The organism is Bartonella sp. AD13SXNS, from assembly GCF_042196465.1.
Lineage (GTDB): Bacteria > Pseudomonadota > Alphaproteobacteria > Rhizobiales > Rhizobiaceae > Bartonella.
The window spans coordinates 76652-96570 of sequence record NZ_JBHIQI010000007.1; the positions used below are offsets into that span (position 1 = coordinate 76652).

The window sequence follows — 19919 nt, forward strand, 5'->3', positions numbered from 1 at the left end:
TTAAATTATACTTATATTTATAAGGGGGGGGGAAATAAATAAAATTTACTGATATTGGTGCGCTATACGTTATTCCTAATAAACAAAAGAAGTCATTGAATATATTATAGAAAGTATTTCTTACATTTATAATCTGAAATAGTTAATACCACTGTAATGGTAGGCAAGAATATAGGCATTTTTTTCTTCTATCAGAATATATAAGATTACTTTTTTAATATTTCTATTGGCATTTAAAAAGCGCATAGGAGTTTGCTTTCTCGGTGGTTTGAGAAATAATAAGAGCGCTATCCGTTCATTAAAAAATATATTGTTTCAATTGCAGGAAATTTGCAATGAATATAGGCATTACGAATTTTAAATAGGATATTCGTGCTACTTCTCATTACAAAGTGGTTTTTGAAGAAAAAGAAGTGATTAAAAAAGCTTTTTGAGAGTCTCAAAAAATCAAGATTTCTGCTGAAGTGTTAACACTTCAAATACAAAGAACCGCCGTGCTGATAATGTTACAAGTGCAAGTCTAATAAATGCAAGCGGCTTTTACGATTCAATATATTTGCGTTGAAAATATGCGTATTTGTCAAAGGAAAATTATACGCAAAATTACGATATAGGGAGGTGTGTGGCTCCAATGATATCATTAATAAAGTATAAAACAAGAGAGGAGTAAAACCATGAATAAGATCATTATAACAGCACTATTGCTTTGCCTGGGGTTTGTCACTACTGGTTGTGAAAAAAACTACAGTGTAGCAGACTTTAAGAAAGATAAAACACTAATGGAAAAATGGGGAAAGAAATGCGAGAAAATGGGACCATCCGCTTTAGAAACTAAAAATTGTCAAAATGTTATACAAGCCGATACGGCTCTTTTTCAAGAGCATTATAGAAATCTTGCAAAAAAACTTCGTGAAAATAGCACAAAGAAGGATAAAACTGAAAAACAACAAGACAACAATTAAAATCATAAAAAATATTGATGACAACATTTTCTTTGCACTGAAATTATCACTGTTGGTTGCAGGAAATTTACAGTGTAGGAAACTTTAAAAAATTATTCCGTTATGTCAAAAACAATTTATGGCGGTGATATAAGCTTCCTTGACATATGAGGTGCTTTTTTAGGGTCAATATTTTTAGGCTTGTCGAGTTTTATGTAAATCAATCACATGAAATGAGAAGCTAAAAAGAATCTGTTCTCAAAGAATTCGGATTGTTTACAGATCGGATAGGTGGTAGGAGACTTCGTCATTTGAGGCATGAAGAGAGGGGGTAATAAAATACACAATTGGCAAAATATGTAACTTTAATGGGGCAATTGTGCTCAAACCTTACAAAACTGAAAGAAAAAAGGGGAATTTATTTATGAACAAGATCATTATAACAGCACTATTGCTTTGCGTGGGGCTTGTCACTGCTGGTTGTGAAAAAACTTACAGTGTAGCAGACTTTAAAAAAGATCCAAAATTACTCGAAGAATGGGCAATGAAATGTATGATGTCAGGAAGTTTAGATTCTCAAAATTGTAAAAACGCAGACAAAGCGTATCGTGAAGTTCATGCACGAGATTGGCCTGGGGCAAGCTTTGTACATGATGATGAGCAAAAAACTGAAGAGAAAAAGGAAGAAAATTAAATCATGAATAAAGTCATTATAACAGTATTGCTGCTTTGCATGGGGCTTGGAGTTTCTGGTTATAAAGAAAAATCTATAGTGTAGAAGAGTTTAAGAAAGATAAAAAATTACGCTATAAATGGGAAATGAAGTGTTTCTTAGGTCAGTTATCTATGCAGAAATCGCAAAATTGTGAGAATCTAGACAGAGCGGGTAAACAACTTCTTTTGGAGGTTAAAAATTGTGCTCAGACTTTGAAAATCTGAGGAAAAAAGGATAGGTGTGAAGGTACAACCAGAAGTAATTGTGACAATATTGTTCTTGCTCCTTTCAAGAGAGAGAATTTTGTCTTAAATATAAAAGATGTTTATTTCAGTAAATGGAAAACCTCCTTTTCTTTAAGGAGGTTTTCTCTATGGAGCAGCATATTATGATCTATGCAACAGGCTGAACTTGGGATATGTTTCTATAGTTTTTATTCTCGTTTAGCAAATTGGCTTGTAGAAACAACCAATACCCCTTCGATATAGAAACTTAGGGTGCAAGAAGAGCAGGTTTTTATCATACCACTTCTTTAAAGAGTGTTGTGCTAATATTAACACAAAAGCTTCACAATGTTTACGAGTGAAAAGAGGCTTATATTTAAAGTATGCGTACAGGTGTATGCCACGTATGCTTTCATGAAACGCCAAAAAAGTTTGGAGTTTAGTGTGTTCTTATTATGCTTTTCAAGAGAACAGGGAAGAGGGTAAGGGTATTCGAAAAAAGATCATAATGATTCAAGGAAAAATAAAAATGTTAAGTCTGATTGTAAAAAATGCATATAAAAAACAAGGAGAACACAAGAATCGTTAGACGCGACAGCTTGAGCTGGCGCATGATTGATTTAATGGTTAAATTCTTCTTTGTCTTTAATTTTGAGGTGTCTCTCTGGGAATTTTATCGAAAAGCCAAGAGAGTATGTTTAATACATCTCTATTATGAGAATTAAAACAACAAAAGCATTAATGCTAACGATCAACGTTGAATAAAGCATAGCGCTTTTTATGAGATCAGCCATAAGAACTTCTTTTCTGTTCTTTGTAATATCAATTATTCTGAATAACAAAATATCACAGTCTATAATATATGCTGATATACCCTATTCGGCAAATTTAAAATCTTTACTGTTTTATAAAGGCTTGAGGAGTTGGGGTACTGTGAGGCATAAAAAGGAAAGCTTTAAAGTAAATATTGATTGATTTCGTAGGTTTTATGTTGCAGAAAATTCTTTTTATCCTGTTACGCTATAAAATACTGTCATGCGAAGTGGAGGAGGAAGTCAAACATGCTCTTCCCGCAAAACAGAACACCATTGGGTTGCACATTTACCGGCTTGTTTTAAAGAAACATCTCTCAAAGCCCCCAAGCTCATTTCGCGGCAGTTTCCGTGAAGAGTATAACGATAAATCCATTGAACACCTCCATCTTTACGTTTATGAAGAAGCAAGCCGACACCATAACAAACATTTTTTCCAGCTCGTGGTTGTTGCGACAGCCCTTGGTACTTGAGATGGTTCATAAGAGCCATTCGTTCTTTCTTAATAGTTTTTATCCACACATTCATCCCGTTTGTAATGTGTAAGCGCATTATTTTGATTGATTTAACAGAGAGAGATTTGAAATGAGAGAATTCTACGTATTTGGGGTTCTCATTCAAGTTGAATAACACCATGTTATTATAAATCAAACTATTATCCTAACAGGATTGGTTAATGCAACTCTAATGAGGGAGCTTCTGCGCGAAGAAAAGACGTTCCGAATGGAATGTAGGAATATATTTGCGTTGCATATTTATGTGCGTTTTTTAAAGAAAGATCTCTCACGGTAAGTCCATTTTGCAATGGTACTTGTGAATTAGTATAATGGTAATGCTTCCATAAATAATATAAGTTTGAATAATATAAAATCTCTAGAGTGCTACCATCTTTACATTTAATAAAGGAGCAAGGCCGCATCATTATACACTTTCCCCCAATATTTACAAGAACTCTTGGTTTTTGAGAGGGGGTATAAGAGACATTTGTTTGCAGTATATTTTATCGACACGTCAGGTTCTATTTGTGATGTACAAGTGAGTAATTTTAATTTATTCAGCATGGAATAGATTTGAAATGCGATAATTCTACGATCTTTAAGATTTTTATTGAGCATACAAGATAATGAATTATCCATATAAATCAATATATTGATTTATATGAAAGAAAAAGCCTCATTGAGAAGGTTGAAAATGAGAGAAAGTTGGTAGCAGAAATTGTACCTTGATTATAAAACGATTATTTTTATGCTTTTATATCCGCAGCGTATGTAAAGCAGCAATATTAAGAGCGGACTGTACGTTATGGAGTGAGATAATCTATAGAAAGATGATGTGAAATTCTGAAAATATCAATGTGGGAGAGTGTTAGGCGTTATGGGGTTGAAGGCGTATCGAACTGAATGCTTAAGAAACTCTTGAAAAGGTTTAAAAAATCTTATATAGTAATTCGTTGCAAAGAAAAGCGAATGATAATTGAAAAAGGGAGATTGATAGCTGTTTAGCTATTTAAGGTGTCTTTTTTAATGTTACTATATGGCGGATCTGTTTAAAAGAGCATTCTTTTTGTGTTTGGTGCAAGAGACTGCATGTATGCAGAAAGAGCATGGTGGGGAGATGTGTCTTTTTGAATAGGTGCACTAATCTTGTAGGGTGCCATCTTATGGGGTGCCAGAGGGTATGCAGGTTTAGGTGCAGAGGAAGCTATAAGGTTATGGAGGGTAAAAAGCTGCTATCGGTAAAATGCTGAAATTTTTAATGGGCTTAAGTTTTTATATGCGGCAAGGTTTTGTTGGCAGATAGTTTTTATAGCCAAGGAGATAGGCAGAGTATTGTTGTTTTCTGTTGAAGGCTTGGGGGTGGTAAAATAGGCAAAGCGAAATAGAGAGAGCAAATAAAGAGATAGAGCAGATGTGGAAATTTCGGTATTGCTGCGTGGAAGTTTAAGTTTAGAGCATTTTAGTGAATAAGTATAGCAGCAATAATGGTTTTGGAGCAAAGAAGAAATATTTCGGAAAATGCGTTGAAAGTTGAAGTGTATACGCTTTTGAGGATTTGTTGTGCGGTTGTCTGAGGAATGTTCGCACCACAGGCTCAATGGAGTGTATCAGTATTGAAGAGAAGCTGTTTAATCTCCCTCATTTAAAAGTAAGATTGAACAATAGTGTTGAAGGGGAAATAAAAATGTCTGTAGTGCAATATGGTGATGATAGTTTTGCAGCAAAAGCAAAAGTTCTTGATAATAATCTTATTGATCGTGATTGGGCGATGACAAAATTTGTTGCTGCTGTTAAAGGGTTAGCACAAGTGGTTGATTATGAAAGCAATATGCTAGAGAGCAGTGGTGTTCCAGATTACGAAGAAATCAATTTATGTAAAATACGTGGTTTGCGTGATCTTAATAAATCTATGAGTGATGTGAAACGCTATATGAATCAAGATATTGAGAATGAGGTTGAAAGTTTGCTGTCTGATTTACAAGAAAAATTACAGCGTAATAGTAAATTGCTTCAAACGCATTTAGATGCAGTCAATGATCTTTCGCGAGCCATGCAAATATCTGGACGTGTAAAAGAAACAGAGGAATAATCCAAAATTGATCAATATCGGCTGTTCTAAGTGGTGACAATGATGAAATAGAGCACTGGTTTGAATAAAGAGTGTGTTTGTTGAGTGTCCATGTTTTAAACGCGTTGAGGTATTTAAATTATTATTGTTTTGTTGTGCCAAAAAGAATGTCTTGAAAATAACCTCCTTTGAGGTGTGATGATATCAACTGCACGCTATGGGAAGCCAAGTGAAAGCCGTTTAAGAGAAGGTGGATTGTTTACAGAGCGTTGTTTACAGATTGAGCTGATAGGGACTTCATTTTTTAGTTCGGGGAGGAAGTCAAGAGAATATTTAGGACATCCCATGATGTCTTATGAAATAGCTTCCTTTGATATGTGGTAATGTCAGGTTTTACACATTAAGTCTTTTTAGAGTATGCCATGAGAATATTACCTATAAACCTCATAGAGCACTGTTCTTTAAGGTGTGGTGTATGAAGCATTGAGTTGCTGGAATCTGCGTAAAAGTTGAAAAAAGTATTATTTATCATTATAAATCAATTGATTATCTATTACATAAATCACAAATTGAGTGTATTTAGGAGACACATTTATATTAGTGGTCGTAAGCCGGAACCATCACACTATTTTCAGCTTCCAATATTGCGACAGCCCTTGGCACTTGAGACGGTTCATAAGAGGCATTTTTAGTCCTTTCTTATACATTTTTATCCATACGCCAACCCCACTTATGACGTGCAAGAAAGTGATTTTAATTAATTCAACATGGAATAGATTTGAAATGAGAGAATCTTACGTTATTCGGGGTTCTAATTCAATATGAATAACGCTAAATTATCTATATAAATTAGTATGTTGTTGCAGTTGTAACCCGCTAGAGGAGAAGATAGATTGTTTATAGATCTGAAGAGGAGGTTAAAGAAAAACAAGAGCACTATTGGCTTATGATGAATAGATATTCTCATAAATACTTATGAACAGAAAATATAGTACTTGAGATCATTTAAAACATTTTCATTTTGATCAGAAATAAATTTTAAAATGGCTTTTTGTTTGACCGATGTAAGAATTCTAAAACTTTTTAAAAGCAAAAACTCCTCTCTGTTCGCTGTGATTTTTTCATGATGGTACGGTGTATTTTCTTTTTTGATGATATCAGTGTAAAAAAAAGACAAGTGGAACATTCAAAATATCGGAAATTTCTTTTAAACGTCCTGCGTTCACACAATTTAAGCCTTTTTTCTGGATTTGTTGGAAAGTGATACCTAAACGGTGTCCTAATATTTTTTGAGACATTCCCAACATTTTTCGCCTAAAGCGAATCTTTTTACCTACAAAAAGATCAATATTAAGATTATTGGCTTGTATTTTCCCCCACCGGTTGCGAGCGCCCTCGCATGAGTATTCCGGGAGTTAAAAGTACTGAACCTAAATCAGCATTTTGCTTTTAGTGCTGAAAAGCACCTAGACATAGAAAAATCTCCCAGAATTCCGAGATACCTGCAAAGCAGAGTAAATTCATGTTTGGGTTTCAGGCTTTTAATTCCTATTGGTCGTTGTGTATGCGACCAAGACATTTTTTAACTCATAGAGTAATTTTAGGAGATTGGTAATAAAAATAGTTTTTTTTGGAACGGATAGATTTTTTTAATGAGAGACTGTTTAACTTTTAAATTTTTAAGACTCACTCACTAAACTTATGTTTTCAGATTTGCTTTTTACAAAGGAAAAAACTTACTTGTTAAGCTTAAGGCATCCTTACGGTACTGTTCTTAATCCATAACCAAAATGACTTGTTTTATCCTTTTGATGCAGTGGAGATATCATAATGATAGAGGGAGAACTTTCATGAGGGAACACGCCTCATTCAAAACAGAATAGATTTTGTTACCAATTCACGTGCTTGCTTTAAAGAAATCTTTCTCAATACTAGGTCTTATTTTACAATGGTGTTTTGTGAAATAGGTAAAGGCGCTTCGTGAAGTGTATAAAGCCTTTATGAGTGGTAAAAAGCTGCTATTTTTATGTCTATGAAAGTGTATTACGTATCTCTGTTTGTGTAATCTCTAAAACCGGCAGACAACCTAATTTAGGGAGAATATGAAGGCGTAAAGGTGTAAAACAGATTTCCTCTTTGCCATCATTTTTTAATTTAGCTTTACGACTTTCACAAGTATCCAAGGCAATATCTTTTAAATAATGGAGATTACTTATTGCCTCATGTTTTTGTTTTTCACGTGTCTTAATGGGATCACGATCTTCGCGAAGAATAGAGCTCCACCCCAGTTGCACATTCACGGGCTTGTTTTAAAGAAACATCTCTCAAAGAGCACCCAAGCCCATTTCACGACGGCGCTCATGAAGGGTATAACGATAGATTCATTGAGCCCCTCCATCTTTACGCTTATGAAGAAGCAAGCACCATCACACACTTTGCCAGCTCCCAATGTTGCGACAGATCTTGACACTTAAGACGGTTCATAAGAGGCATTTTTACGCCTTTCTTAAATAGTTTTTATCTATACACCAACGCTTCTGCTTGTGATGTGCAAGCGAATGGTTTTTGTTGTTAAAACATGAAACAGGTTAGAAGTGAGAAAATGCTATGGTATTCGGTTTTTTATTCAATATGCAAAAAAGCATAATAAGTTAATATCTTTTTTGATGTGATAATGATTTTTGAGAATTTAAAAAATATGAGTTTCAATAAAAAAGCAGCACTTTATGCTGCTTTTTTATTTAAGTTTGCTTTCTGCTTTTAGAAACGATAACGTATCCCGCCAGACAAATTGGTGCCAGATACACCGGCTTTTTGCAGTTTCTGCCGATAGCTGATATCGGCGTTTAGTACAATATTTTGAGAAAGATATGCACTCACCCCCATGCCTCCCTCAACTGAAGAGCCGGTAGGATCAACATGAAAGGTATCAGCAATTTTTATTGTTTTACCATCGCCAAAAGTTCTGATAACATTCATTTTACCATAGAAGGAAACAGCTTTGTTTTCTTCAACAGCCATTATCGTTTTTGTTAAACGTCCACCAAAACGGATCAACCATTGATGTGGATTGCCCATGTCTACTTTTAAGCCATTGGTATCTGAGAAAATATCAAACATGAGATTTTGATAAATGAATTGAGCTTGTGGTTCAAAGACCAGCCCTTTTGTATCGGTTGCTAATTTCTGACCAATGGTTGCAGATATATTAAGCATCTCGGTACCATCCAATTTTGCGGCATTCCCAACAAGAGCTGTGGTAATATTTCCTTTTAAGGTTCCGTAAGAAAGAAGAGTGTTGACATATATACCATTGCTATGCTGGATGCCGCTATAAGCGGTAAGTGACCATTTATCAAGCGTTGTCTTTTCAGAATCTTGCATTTCTTTTGGCGTAAAGGAAAGCTTTCCGTACGTTCCTAAAAGACCAAAATGTGTGCTTATGTCTTTACTTTCTAAGGCGGCTAATATGATCCCCAATTGTAAAGCTCCATAGTTTACATCAGCATCATAACCATAGCGCAGTGGACCACGGTTGGAAGATAAAGAGACTTTCTCGCTGTAGGAAGAGAAAAAGAGATTATTCTTTTTATTATCTTCTGCTCCAAATACTGTTGTCCGCATAGCATCTAACAACGTGTTTTGATTGTTTACATCAGCAAATCCAGCAGAAAATAAAGTATTAGGCAGGGTTAAATAGTTTGCCACCTGTGGTAAAAGCGCTCGAACTTTTTTATCGTTATCAATATAGGCATTCTGTAAGCGGAAATCCCAGAAATTACTATTGTTTCCCAAAAGACTTTGGCTTTCATGAGACGTTCCAGGTTTATAGCCTTTGAGTACATATTTATAAGGTTGTCCACCTATTGTCATATAGTTTCCTGCTAATGTGAAGGAATTTTCATTTGCTTGTCCGGAAACTTGAATGATTGAAATTCCATGGGTTCCTAAAGGGAGTGACGCCATGTGTTCTCCCCAAACAGCAGCGCTATCGGTTATTTTTTTATCTGTTTCTTGCAGATTAATGTGAACAACAGTATTCCCTGAGACATCACCATTAATCACAAGGCGATCAGTTTGTTGCTCAGTGATAGGAGAATGTTTGTCCCATTGCGTGTTGACATAAATCTCTGCAATACCTGTTGCACTATAAACTGCTGCTGTGTGAGCTGTTTCATCTTCTTGCGAAAGATTAGGCCCTATAAACAAAGTTTGGTAATGTCCCTCCATGGGCTTCTCAAACATAATGGCGCTGTTTGTAAGGCGCAATACAGAAAGGTTAGAATATGATTTTTCATCAAGACCAAACTGTCCATAGTCATCTAAAGCAGTATCATCATTTGAAACATTATCATTATTTACGGCATTTTTATTTGGCTTTAAGAGCCATTTTGTCCCCTCTTTTAGATCAAAAATTGTTCTATTATTTTGAGAAGTTCTTACTCGACCTTCTAAAGAAGAGTGATCCGCAACCAGTGTAAGGGTGTTTGTGGATCCGCTTTCGTTTTGTATATTTTTTAATAAAACATCAGCATGAATTTTTGAATTTTTAAGGCTAACTTCACCGTTTGTGTTTGCTCCATAAAGGTTGATACCAACTCCATGGTCAACGAAAAGCTTCGTATTCTCTAGATTTATTTTACTCGCAATATTTTGTTCTTGAACGGTGTTGGCATTTTTTTCAGCATTGCGTGTATATCGTTTCCTAGGAGCACGATATGGATTATTGCGAAAAACAATACCACTCGCTTCATGATTTCCTGTGACATGGATGTTTGAATCTTTAAGATTGATTGTCCCCTCTATGTTGACCAAACCAGTTGTTTCTGCTGTTGCAGTAATACCAGAGGCATCAATTTCTCCACCATCTGATACACTCAGTGCAACAAAACCCGCATCAACGGTTCCCCCGTTCATTTGAATTTTTGAATTACTTCCCTCTGCATGGATAGCAATCACCCTGTCTTGAATTTTTTTGTTATACAAAGTTACAGTTTTACCGTTTTTAGCCTCAACTCCAGCGCTTATATCCTCAATTTTTGCCGGATTTTTAGGCTGTTTTATGGGGGATATTGGTTGTGTAAGCTCTGATTTTTCAGATATTTTTTGTGCAGATGCAGATTGTGTGGGCACTTGTTTTACAGATTCTGATGCACCCTGTGATGTTGATTTTCCAGCTTCTGTTCTGACAGATATTGCTGAGAACTCTGATGTATTAGGCGTCGGTGATTGTTCTGCTGTTGGTCTTGTAGATTCTGATTTTTGAGGTTCAGAGTTTTTAGATACTTTTTGTGTATCCGCTTCTGGTCTTAAAAGTATTTGCTGTCTGGGTTCTGATCCTTGAGGCTCTGGTGATTGCTCTTTTGTTGGTTTTGTAAGTCCCGAATTTGTGGGGTCAGAGTTTGCAGGTGTTGGTTGTAAATTGGGTGCAGATTGTGTTGCTTCTGATTGTGAAGAGACAGCAGAATTTGGAGGCGTCTTTTCGCTGGACGAGTCTGTAGAAGAGGTGGGGGCTCCTGAACGTCTTCGAGACTTTACTTCCATTTTTGTTGGGGGAGTGTTAATTTTTTCAGAAGAGTCTGTAGAGGGAGTAGGCTTTGTAGGGTGTTCAGATGGTTGGGGGTGTGTTAAAGAATGTGTCGTTTCTCCATATGAAGAGCGCGTATATCTCCTTAATTTTTCTCCAAGTTGCATGTGAGGAGCGACAATTCTTGTAGGAGTAGACTTTGTAGGTTCATCTCCGGTAAGATGAGGGGGGATGATCGTTCTTGTGGAGTCAGATGTTGTTGGGGGAGAAGAGAGATCTATCGTTGGAGTCATAGCATGAATAGCATAAGACAAACTGGTGGAAGAACAAAACAGAACTCCGGAAACTGTGTATAGTAAGAAGCTTTTTTTCATATGGATGTATTCCTAAAATATTTCCCCCCTCTCTCATAAAAAGTAAAACTTTGACCTCATTATGTCTCTTTTGTAAGAGACAAAACGAAACATAATAAGATCTCTTCATATTTCAAGATAAGAAATACAAGTATTTTTAAAAGTGATAGCGCATTCCGCAGGAAATACTTATTCCAGATATGCCAACTTTTTTGAATTTATGTTGATAGCTGAGATCACTATGAAGCTGAATATTTTGTGATAAGTGTGCGTGAATACCAACACCACCTTCAATTAAAGATCCCATAGCAGCAAGCGGAAAGCTTTTACTAAAAGTTTTGGTCATATTCAGTTTGCTGTAGAAGGAAACGGCATGACCTTTGTTTTGCGTTAAACGTCCGCCAATACGAAGCAACCATTGATCAGGTTTTCTGATATTTATTTTAGAGTTATCTTCATCTGAGAAAGAGCCAAGCAGGAGACGTTGATAAACAAGTTGTACTTGCGGTTCTAGGATGACACCTTCAAAACTGGTTGATAGTTTTTGACCAACAGTTGCAGCAGCCCCTAATGTTTTTCTATTATTTACTCTTAGGGTATGCTTGATGTTACCTGCGGTAATATTGTCTTTGAACATTCCATAAGAGAGAAAGGCACTTGCATAGATGCCATTGTCATGCTGAATATTTCCATATGCGGTAAGGGACCATTTATCAAGCACATTCTTAAGAGAGCTTTCTTTGTTTTTAGGAGCAAAAGACAATTTCCCATATGTTCCGAAAAAACCAAAATTGGTGCTGATATTTTGATCTTCTAGCGCTATTAATGTTGCACCTGCTTGCAAGGCAGCATAGCGGATATCTGCTTGAACGCCATCTTGTTTTGTTGGAACTTTAGAAGAAAACGCACTCTTATTGCCATAAGTAGATAAGAAAATTCCTCTCTCTTGATGGTCTTTGGGTTCAAACATTGTTATTTGCATATTGTCTAACAAGATATTTTGATTGTTAACATCAGCAACTCCAACAGCAAACATCGCAATAGGCATGGTTAAAGAACTTTCTACTTGTGGTGTAAGAGTTGTTCTTTTTTCTGTTCCATCAAGAGAAGTAGACGTTGCTTTATCCGCTGTAAGTTTAGAGGTGCTCTGTGTATCAGCGGTAGCGGTGCTATCATCCTTTGAGAGTAATTTCGCATGAGCTTCTGAGGGGGTGTCAAGAGTCGTTTTCGATACTGAGGGAGTGGTGTTCGTTTTAGGATCAAGATGAGACTGCGAATTCTCATTTATTGTAGGCCGTGTAATTCTATGCTTTGTTCTTGTGGATGAAGTGTCCTTTGGAGGAGGGGATGTTTTTTCTTTTCTCTCCACGTTGGTTATTCCATCCGCGTTCAAAGTCTCTAATACTGCTTTGCGTAAAGCATCAGAAAGTTCTTTGTTTTGTCCTTGTAACGCACTATCTACTTGTGCTGCTTTATGTAATATTTCTGCTTTATTTTGCAGTTTATTCCAATCACGATTGTCTTGTGTTGTCCATTGTTGGCGCGCGGCATTAACACGCTGTTGATTATCAGCTTCAAGGATTGCTGCCGCTTTTACGGCATCGGAAACTGCTTTGTCGTAGCCACGTAATAAATTTTCTCTTGTTTTTAATCGGTTCTGACGTGATTGTTCAAGGTATGCTCTGGCTTTCATCATGTGTTGCATATCCAGATGATGATATTTAGCCATAATATTATCTACAGTATTATGCACATCTATAGTATTATCCACAGAGCCATAGACTCCATTTGAGAATTGTTTATTGACAGATCTTAAATACTCTTCGAGCATCTTCCTAACAGACGAATTATCTTCCATCATGGCGCCAGAGGCTATCTTTTCAAGATTTTTTTCTGCTTGTGTTGGTGTGTTTATTAAATCAATGGCATGGCGATATTGTTGAGGTAATTTGATAATTTCCTCAAGAGCATGGCGTTCCTCAGGGCTTAGGCTAGAGGCGGTGCTGGGAGACGTGAAGGTAAAAGAAGAAAAAAACAAAGCACAAGCGGCTGTACATAACAAAAGATTTCTACGCATAGAAATGTCCCTTAAGATATTTTTCTTTTTTTGATAAAAATAAACCACTCTTTGACACATTACAATTTTTTGTAATGTGTCAAATATAAGCAGTACTGCTTACATTTCAGCGCTGCTTATGTGTCAAAAGAGAAAACTAAAATTGTTTAAAAGCGATAACGCATTCCACCGGAAAAATTAATTCCAGAGATTCCAGCTTTTTGGAGTTTATGTTGGTAATTAACGTCAGCATGAAGTGCGAAATTTTTGGAAAGTTGCGCGTTAATGCCAAACCCACCTTCAAGAGAAGAGTCCATAGAATCAAGATGGAAAGAATCAACAATATCAATTGTATTTTTCTCACCAAAAGCTTTAATGACGTTCAATTTACCATAAAAAGAAAGAACACGATCGTTTTCAGAGGGAAGCATTATTTTCGCTAAACGCCCTCCAATACGAACCAACCATTGATGGGGGGTCTTTATACTGACCTGGAAACCATCGACATCTGAAAGTGTTCCAAATGCAATATGTTGATAAATAAGTTGCGCTTGTGGTTCAAAGGCCAACCCTTCGACGCTGGTCGCTAGTTTTTGTCCAACGGTCGCTGATATATTTAATATATCCGTATTTTTTAACTCCGTGGTGTTTCCGATAAGGGCTGTCGTAATATGCCCGTTTAAGATGCCGTAAGAGAAAAGTGTGTTAACATAGAGACCATTGTCATGGTGGAGATTACCATAGACCGTCAAAGAGCGCTTATCCAGAGTGCTTTTGTCAGAGTCTTCCATATCTTTTGGCGTAAAGGCTAGCTTTCCATAGGTACCTAAAAGACCAAAATTCGCGGTAATGTTTTGATTTTCTAGCGTTGCTAACGTCATTCCTGCTTGTAAAGCAGCATAGCGAACATCCGCACCATAACCATAGTTCAATGGACTACGGCTGGAAGATAACGTCAACTTGCTGCCATAAGTTGATAAGAAGATCCCTTTCTTTTTATGACCTTCTAATCCAAAAACTGTTGAGTGCATATTATCTAACAGTGTATTTTGATTGCTTACATCAGCTAATCCAGTGGAGAATAGTGCGTTAGGCATGACTAAATAGCTTGCCATCTGCGGAACAAGAGCTTTGATTTTTCCTTCATCATCAAGGGTTGCATTTTGCAAGCGGAAATCCCAGAAATTTTCATTTTCTTCTAAGAGGGCTTGACCATTATTTTCTTTTCTAAGGGATGATGCATCGGTATTTTGTGCATCTTGCTCTTTTGATTCTTGTGATGTTTCGCTTAAATAACTTTGTGCACTATCGGCTTTCCCACGGCTGGAGGTTGGTCCATAACCATTGAGTGTATATTTATAAGGTAAGCCCCCCATTGTGGTATAGCCATGAGCAAGTTTGAAGGAATCTTCATTTGCTTGCCCAGATACTTGAATGAGTGAGAGCCCGCGCATATTCAAAGGAATTGGACTTTCTGATTCTTCATTGGATGATTCTGCATGTTTTGAAAGATTATTGAAATAGATCTTCGTGGTACCTGAGACATCACCACGAACGAGAACACGGTCAGTTTTTTGTTGTTCTTTTATAAGACCATTACTCCATTTGGTATTAAAGTAAATCCTTGCGTCGCCTGTTGCATTATAAACTGTTGCTGCATCGGAGCTTCTATTTTGCTCTGCTTTTTGTGGATGTCTTCCCACATTTAAGGTTTGATAATGGTTTTCTACTAAATCATGCGGTGTATTAAATATGATAGAGCTGTCATTAAGGTTTAGAATTGAAACAACAGATTGTGCTCGTTGTTTAATGTCAATGAGTTTGTACGAATGAGATGAGCTGTATTCATCTTCTACTTCAAATGGACTAATTTTTAAGTGCCACTTGCTGCCATTGTTCAGAGTAAAAATCGTCGTATTTTCAGTAAAGGTTTTTACTTTTCCTTCCATAATTGAATCATCAGCGGTTAATACGAGAGTCTTCGGCTTAGTATCCTCCGGTACGCTTTTATTCTTCAACAACATATCAGAACGAATTTCTGATTTGTTAAGAAAAACCTCAGCAACAGATTTCGAGGAGGACGGTCCCGCAATACCAATACCATCTGACATCAAAAGTTTTGTGTTGGTAAGAATTGCCTTATTGACGACCTGTTCTCCCTCTTTTACGTAAGAATCCGAGATGTAGTCAAAACGAATACCATAATTTTTATGATGTCCTGTGATGGTTATGATTGAATCTTCAACATGGATTATCCCATTGGCAATTTCTAAACCATGCGTTCCTGCTTTTCCCACAATTTCTTTAGCATGAATGCGTCCACCTGTGGCTGCAGAAAGCAAAACACTATTGGAGCGTATTGTTGAGTTTTTAATGATAATAAAGGCTTTGTCATCAGCGACGACTGCATTATAGTTACTACGGACAAAAACATTTTTTAAGACCTTTTCTTCTCCTGCCTTATCCGCACGAACCACGCTCATTATAGAAGGTTGTGTATTTGCATAAGTTGAACCGAAATGAGAAAAAATGAAAGTTCCAGCAATTGTACATAACAAAAGATTTTTCTTATAAATAAATTTCTTACACATAGATATGCCTTTAGTATTGGTATGCTTTGATGCTTACTTCATTCCCCTGATGGCGCAAGTACTTTAACGATTTTTATATCATAATGTTTTTTATGTAAAGAACAAAACGAAATATTATGTGGTGTTCTCTATAGTTTGAAGATTTGCTTTGGGAACACTTTTGATCTGCTAATGTAGATCAGTGAAAAACATTCCCAAAAAACATAGATTTAGTAAATCCATGTTCAAACAATGCTATGAATTCACCTTCAGCGAATAGAGCTTATTATCATGAGAGTTTTTTAGAATTAAGATGAAAGATATATTATTACGCTTGTGAAAAATTTTGAGTAGATTTTTTCTGTATAAAGAATAAGTAATTCGTTACGCTGTCTAAATATAACTAAAAAAGTCAAAATATTTCTTTTTTGGGTAAATACTTAACAATTTTTCAACCGATGGCACTTTTTATGATTTACAAAACTAAGCAGCGCTGTTTCTATTTCAGCGCTGCTTATATTTTAAAAATAACGATCAGAAATTTTTAAAAGTGGTAGCGTATTCCACCAGAAACATTTATTCCAGATATACCCGCTTTTTGAAGTTTCTGTTGATAATTAACATCAGCATGAAAGGCAATATTTTGTGATAATTGTGCATTCACACCAAGTCCACCTTCAATGGCAGATCCCATAGAATCAAAGTGGAACGTATCCCCAATCTGTATGGTGGCATTGTTAGAAAAAGCCTTAACAATATTCAATTTACCATAGAAAGAGAAAATACCACCTCCCTCAGTAGGAAGCGTTGTTTGCGTTAAGCGTCCACCAACACGCACCAACCATTGATGAGGATTGCCCATATTCACATCAAAACCATCAACATCTGAGAGTATGCCAAGCATAAGACTTTGATAAACAACTTGGGCTTGTGGTTCAAAGGCCAATCCTTTCGTACTGGTTTCAAATTTTTGTCCAATGGTTGCTGATACGCTAAATGTATCAGCGTCAGTTAATTCTGCCGTCTTTCCTATAAGAGCTGTAGTGACATTTCCTTTGAGAATTCCATAAGAGAAGAGCGCATTGACGTAGAATCCATTATTATGGTGGAAGCGACTATATGCAGCAAGAGACCATTTATTGAGTGTACTTTTATCAGCACCTTCCATATTTTTGGGAGTGAAAGATAATCTCCCATATGTACCCAAAAGACCCAAATTTACGGCGATGTTTTGTTCTTCTAGTGCTGCTAATGTAACGCCTGCTTGTAAAGCAGCATAGTGAACATCAGCACCATAACCATATTGCAATGGAGTGCGGCTAGAGGATAATGTCATCTTATTGCCATAAGAAGATAAGAAAAGCCCTTTATTCTTATGATTTTTTGTTTCCGATGCTGTTGTTCGCATATCGTCTAATAATGCATTTTGATTGCTTACATCAGAAAGTCCTGTGGAAAATACAGCGTTGGGCAACACCAAATAGCTTGCCACTTGAGGAACAAGGGCTCTAATCTTTCCGTCATTATCAAGTGTAGCACTTTGCAAGCGGAAATCCCAGAAATCTTCACTTTGCGCATTTTTTTTATCTTTTGAAACCCCTTCAAGAGCATTCTCGTTTATAACGTAGCTTGTGTGGTCTTTAAGGGTGTTTTCTTCTGATTCCTGAGATACACTTCCCAAGAGGCTTTGTGTGCTCTCTGCTTTTCCACGACTTGAGGTTGGCCCATAAACGTTGAGTACATATTGATAAGGCAATCCCGCCATTGTGACATAGCCATTTGCCAGTTTGAAGGATGATTCACTTGCTTCTCCAGATACTTGAATGAGTGAAAGTCCCCGTGCATTTAAGGGAAGGGAATCCTCAGTCTCTGATTTTCCATTGTTTGAAAGATGATTAAAATAAATTGTTGTGGTTCCAGAGATATTTCCATGAACAAGAAGGCGGTCAGTTTTTTGTTGTTCTGTTTCTAAACCATCACTCCACTCGGTATTGAAATACAATCTTGCATCACCCGTTGCATAATAGGCTGTTTCTACAGTAGGGACCATATTGTCTCGTGATTCATAAACCTCAGCAGTTTTCCCTACACTCAAGATCTGATATTGCCCCTTTCCCAAAGCAGATGTTACATTAGCAGACGGTGCGTTAAATATAATAGAGCTATTATTAAGATTTAGTACTGAAACAGTAGAAAGTGCTCGTTGTTTAAGGTCACTGAGATCGAAACTAAAAGTATTAAAATCAGTATCTGAGTCCTCTTGACTGACTTTTAAGTACCATTTGCTGTTGTTGATCAGGGAAAGAGTCGTTGTATTTATTTTTAAGGTTCTTGCTCTTCCTTCTAGAATCGAATTATTCGCGGTTAATGTAAGAGAGACAGGAAGAGTATCGTCATCATAATATTTACGTCTGGTTTTATTTCTCAATAAAACATCAGCCCGAATTTCCGAATCTTTAAGGGAAATTTCAGCAACAGATTTTGAACCATAAGGACCCCGAATACCGACACCATCTTTCACAAGAAGTTTGCTCTTGGTAAGATTAATCCTATTGACAACATTTTCACCTTCTTTTACGTCACTTTTTGGGGTTTCATAAAGAACGATACCGCCCCCTCCAGCTCTTTGAACGGTTATGATTGAATCTTCAATATTGATTATACCGTTTTTAGTTTCTAAACCTTTGTATATTGAATTCGCATCAATTCTTTTCGCGTGAATTTGCCCACCTTTTGATACGGAAAAAGCAACTGACTCTGTGTGTATTGTTGAGTTTGTAATTGTGGCAATCGCTTTTTCAGTCGTAGAAACCCCAGTTTTCTTATTGCGGATAAAAACATTATTAAGAGTCTTTTCCTCTCCTTTACCCAGCTCAAACTCATTAATAATTTCAGGAGGTTGTGTATTTGCATAAGTTGAACCGAAATGAGAAAAAATGAAAGTTCCAGCAATTGTACATAACAAAAAATTTTTCTTATAAATATATTTCTTACACATAGATATGCCTTTAGTATTTGGTATGCTTTGATGCTTACTTCACTCCCCTGATGGCGCAAGTACCCGATCAGCTTTTTATATCATTATGTTTTTATTGTAAACAACAAAACAAATTATATTGTGGTGTTTTCTATAATTTGGATTTTTGTTTCAGAAAAGCTTTTTTCATGATTATGAAAAGCAGTAAAAAATGGACTGCATAAAATCTAGTTTGGTAAGTTTATACTAGATGAAACATTATAGATAAAACACAATAAAATAAATATGTTGAGTGAAGCAATTTTATATTGATCCCTTCAGAATCCACACTTTTATGCATGATTTATTTGACCATTTTTTATATAAGATTGCCATGTATGAATAGACCATAAAAAGAAAATCATGATGCAAATATTATAACGCATGTAAATGTTCAAATGAAATGAAAAGCAGATATCACTCATAACAGTTCATAAATCTTATGATACGTTTTTTATCATAGTACAAATCACATTGTTTAAAATTTAGTCGTTTGAAATTATCGATAACATACGTTTAAAGATCACATCTTGTTTTAAAGATTGGATTGTTAATCATATGATAAAAACATAAAATTACAGTTCTCAAAATTAGAAGCGTAAAATAGAGAGCTGTCATAACAGCATCATCATAACACCGAATATTTTAAAAATTGCATAAAAGGATTAAGGACAAGATCGCTTTTAAAATGCTATCTAAAAGTTTAGAAAACGATACGTAATCAGCAGAAATATAGTATCATCACAACAGCTATGTTAATCTTTAAAAACGGGACTATATTTGCTTCCACAAAAGAATGGAAGCGAATAATGCCATGGCAGTAGAATTACTACCTACTTTAGACTTGGTACTAAAAAACGTTTTAAAAGTTATAGTTTAAAAATTCGAAACCAAATGAGGTCTCCTCAAATTTGAGGGCATCTCTTTAGACAAGATAAGCAAACAAACTTCAAAATCGTTATAACATCACAAGGCATGGGATTTTTCTAAATTTTTAGATAAGAGCTATAATGTTTAAAGAATGCTCTATTCTAAAAGATAACGCCTCCATAATTGGGGTGGCTAATTTTGCTAGCCAAATATAGAGCGATTAATTTGCAAAGAAGTTTTGTTAAAAATACGCTTATTATGAAAGCCTTT

9 protein-coding genes and 3 pseudogenes are annotated in these 19919 nt (G+C 36.0%); 5 read left to right on the forward strand and 7 right to left on the reverse strand.

What is annotated here, in order from left to right; genetic code table 11:
* Window positions 1-674: 674 nt before the first annotated feature.
* The 3 genes from ACFIMQ_RS06250 to ACFIMQ_RS06260 all read left to right on the forward strand — a co-directional run bounded on the left by ACFIMQ_RS06250 (window position 675) and on the right by ACFIMQ_RS06260 (window position 1880).
* Window positions 675-962: an EexN family lipoprotein gene (locus ACFIMQ_RS06250; RefSeq protein ID WP_375616323.1), complete on the forward strand. Its 288-nt coding sequence runs from the start codon at window positions 675-677 to the stop codon at window positions 960-962.
* A 403-nt stretch (window positions 963-1365) separates the two neighbouring features.
* Entirely contained in the window at window positions 1366-1635 is a 270-nt protein-coding gene (locus ACFIMQ_RS06255) for an EexN family lipoprotein (RefSeq protein ID WP_375616322.1), read from the forward strand.
* A 125-nt stretch (window positions 1636-1760) separates the two neighbouring features.
* Window positions 1761-1880 carry a hypothetical protein gene (locus ACFIMQ_RS06260; RefSeq protein WP_375616321.1) on the forward strand — a complete coding sequence of 40 codons (120 nt, stop codon included), beginning with the start codon at window positions 1761-1763 and terminating at the stop codon, window positions 1878-1880.
* Window positions 1881-2947: 1067 nt separating this feature from the next.
* On the opposite strand, the pseudogene ACFIMQ_RS06265 reads toward ACFIMQ_RS06260, so the two are convergent.
* Window positions 2948-3184, reverse strand: a pseudogene (locus tag ACFIMQ_RS06265) (Arm DNA-binding domain-containing protein); the annotation flags it as partial.
* Between the two features lie 1689 nt (window positions 3185-4873).
* Between ACFIMQ_RS06265 and ACFIMQ_RS06270 the strand changes: the two are divergent.
* Together ACFIMQ_RS06270 and ACFIMQ_RS06275 are read left to right on the forward strand one after the other, a co-directional pair.
* Window positions 4874-5278, forward strand: coding sequence for a flagellar protein FlgN (locus ACFIMQ_RS06270; RefSeq protein ID WP_375608491.1), 405 nt, complete (start codon window positions 4874-4876; stop codon window positions 5276-5278).
* 177 nt (window positions 5279-5455) lie between these two features.
* Window positions 5456-5641, forward strand: a complete 186-nt coding sequence (locus ACFIMQ_RS06275) for a hypothetical protein (protein ID WP_375616319.1) — start codon at window positions 5456-5458, stop codon at window positions 5639-5641.
* A 589-nt stretch (window positions 5642-6230) separates the two neighbouring features.
* On the opposite strand, the pseudogene ACFIMQ_RS06280 reads toward ACFIMQ_RS06275, so the two are convergent.
* From ACFIMQ_RS06280 to ACFIMQ_RS06305, 6 genes and pseudogenes are all read right to left on the reverse strand, one after another.
* Window positions 6231-6627: pseudogene (locus ACFIMQ_RS06280) on the reverse strand (helix-turn-helix domain-containing protein).
* 663 nt (window positions 6628-7290) lie between these two features.
* Window positions 7291-7750 (reverse strand): annotated as a pseudogene (locus tag ACFIMQ_RS06285) (integrase arm-type DNA-binding domain-containing protein); the annotation flags it as partial.
* Window positions 7751-8017: 267 nt separating this feature from the next.
* Window positions 8018-11158 carry an autotransporter outer membrane beta-barrel domain-containing protein gene (locus ACFIMQ_RS06290; protein ID WP_375703619.1) on the reverse strand — a complete coding sequence of 1047 codons (3141 nt, stop codon included), beginning with the start codon at window positions 11156-11158 and terminating at the stop codon, window positions 8018-8020.
* A gap of 136 nt (window positions 11159-11294) precedes the next feature.
* Complete coding sequence (locus ACFIMQ_RS06295) at window positions 11295-13214, reverse strand: autotransporter outer membrane beta-barrel domain-containing protein (protein ID WP_375703620.1); 1920 nt, start codon at window positions 13212-13214, stop codon at window positions 11295-11297.
* Window positions 13215-13360: 146 nt separating this feature from the next.
* Window positions 13361-15784 carry an autotransporter outer membrane beta-barrel domain-containing protein gene (locus tag ACFIMQ_RS06300; RefSeq protein ID WP_375703621.1) on the reverse strand — a complete coding sequence of 808 codons (2424 nt, stop codon included), beginning with the start codon at window positions 15782-15784 and terminating at the stop codon, window positions 13361-13363.
* A 523-nt stretch (window positions 15785-16307) separates the two neighbouring features.
* A complete protein-coding gene (locus ACFIMQ_RS06305; RefSeq protein WP_375703622.1) occupies window positions 16308-18761 on the reverse strand; it encodes an autotransporter outer membrane beta-barrel domain-containing protein in 2454 nt (817 codons plus the stop codon).
* Window positions 18762-19919: the final 1158 nt, after the last annotated feature.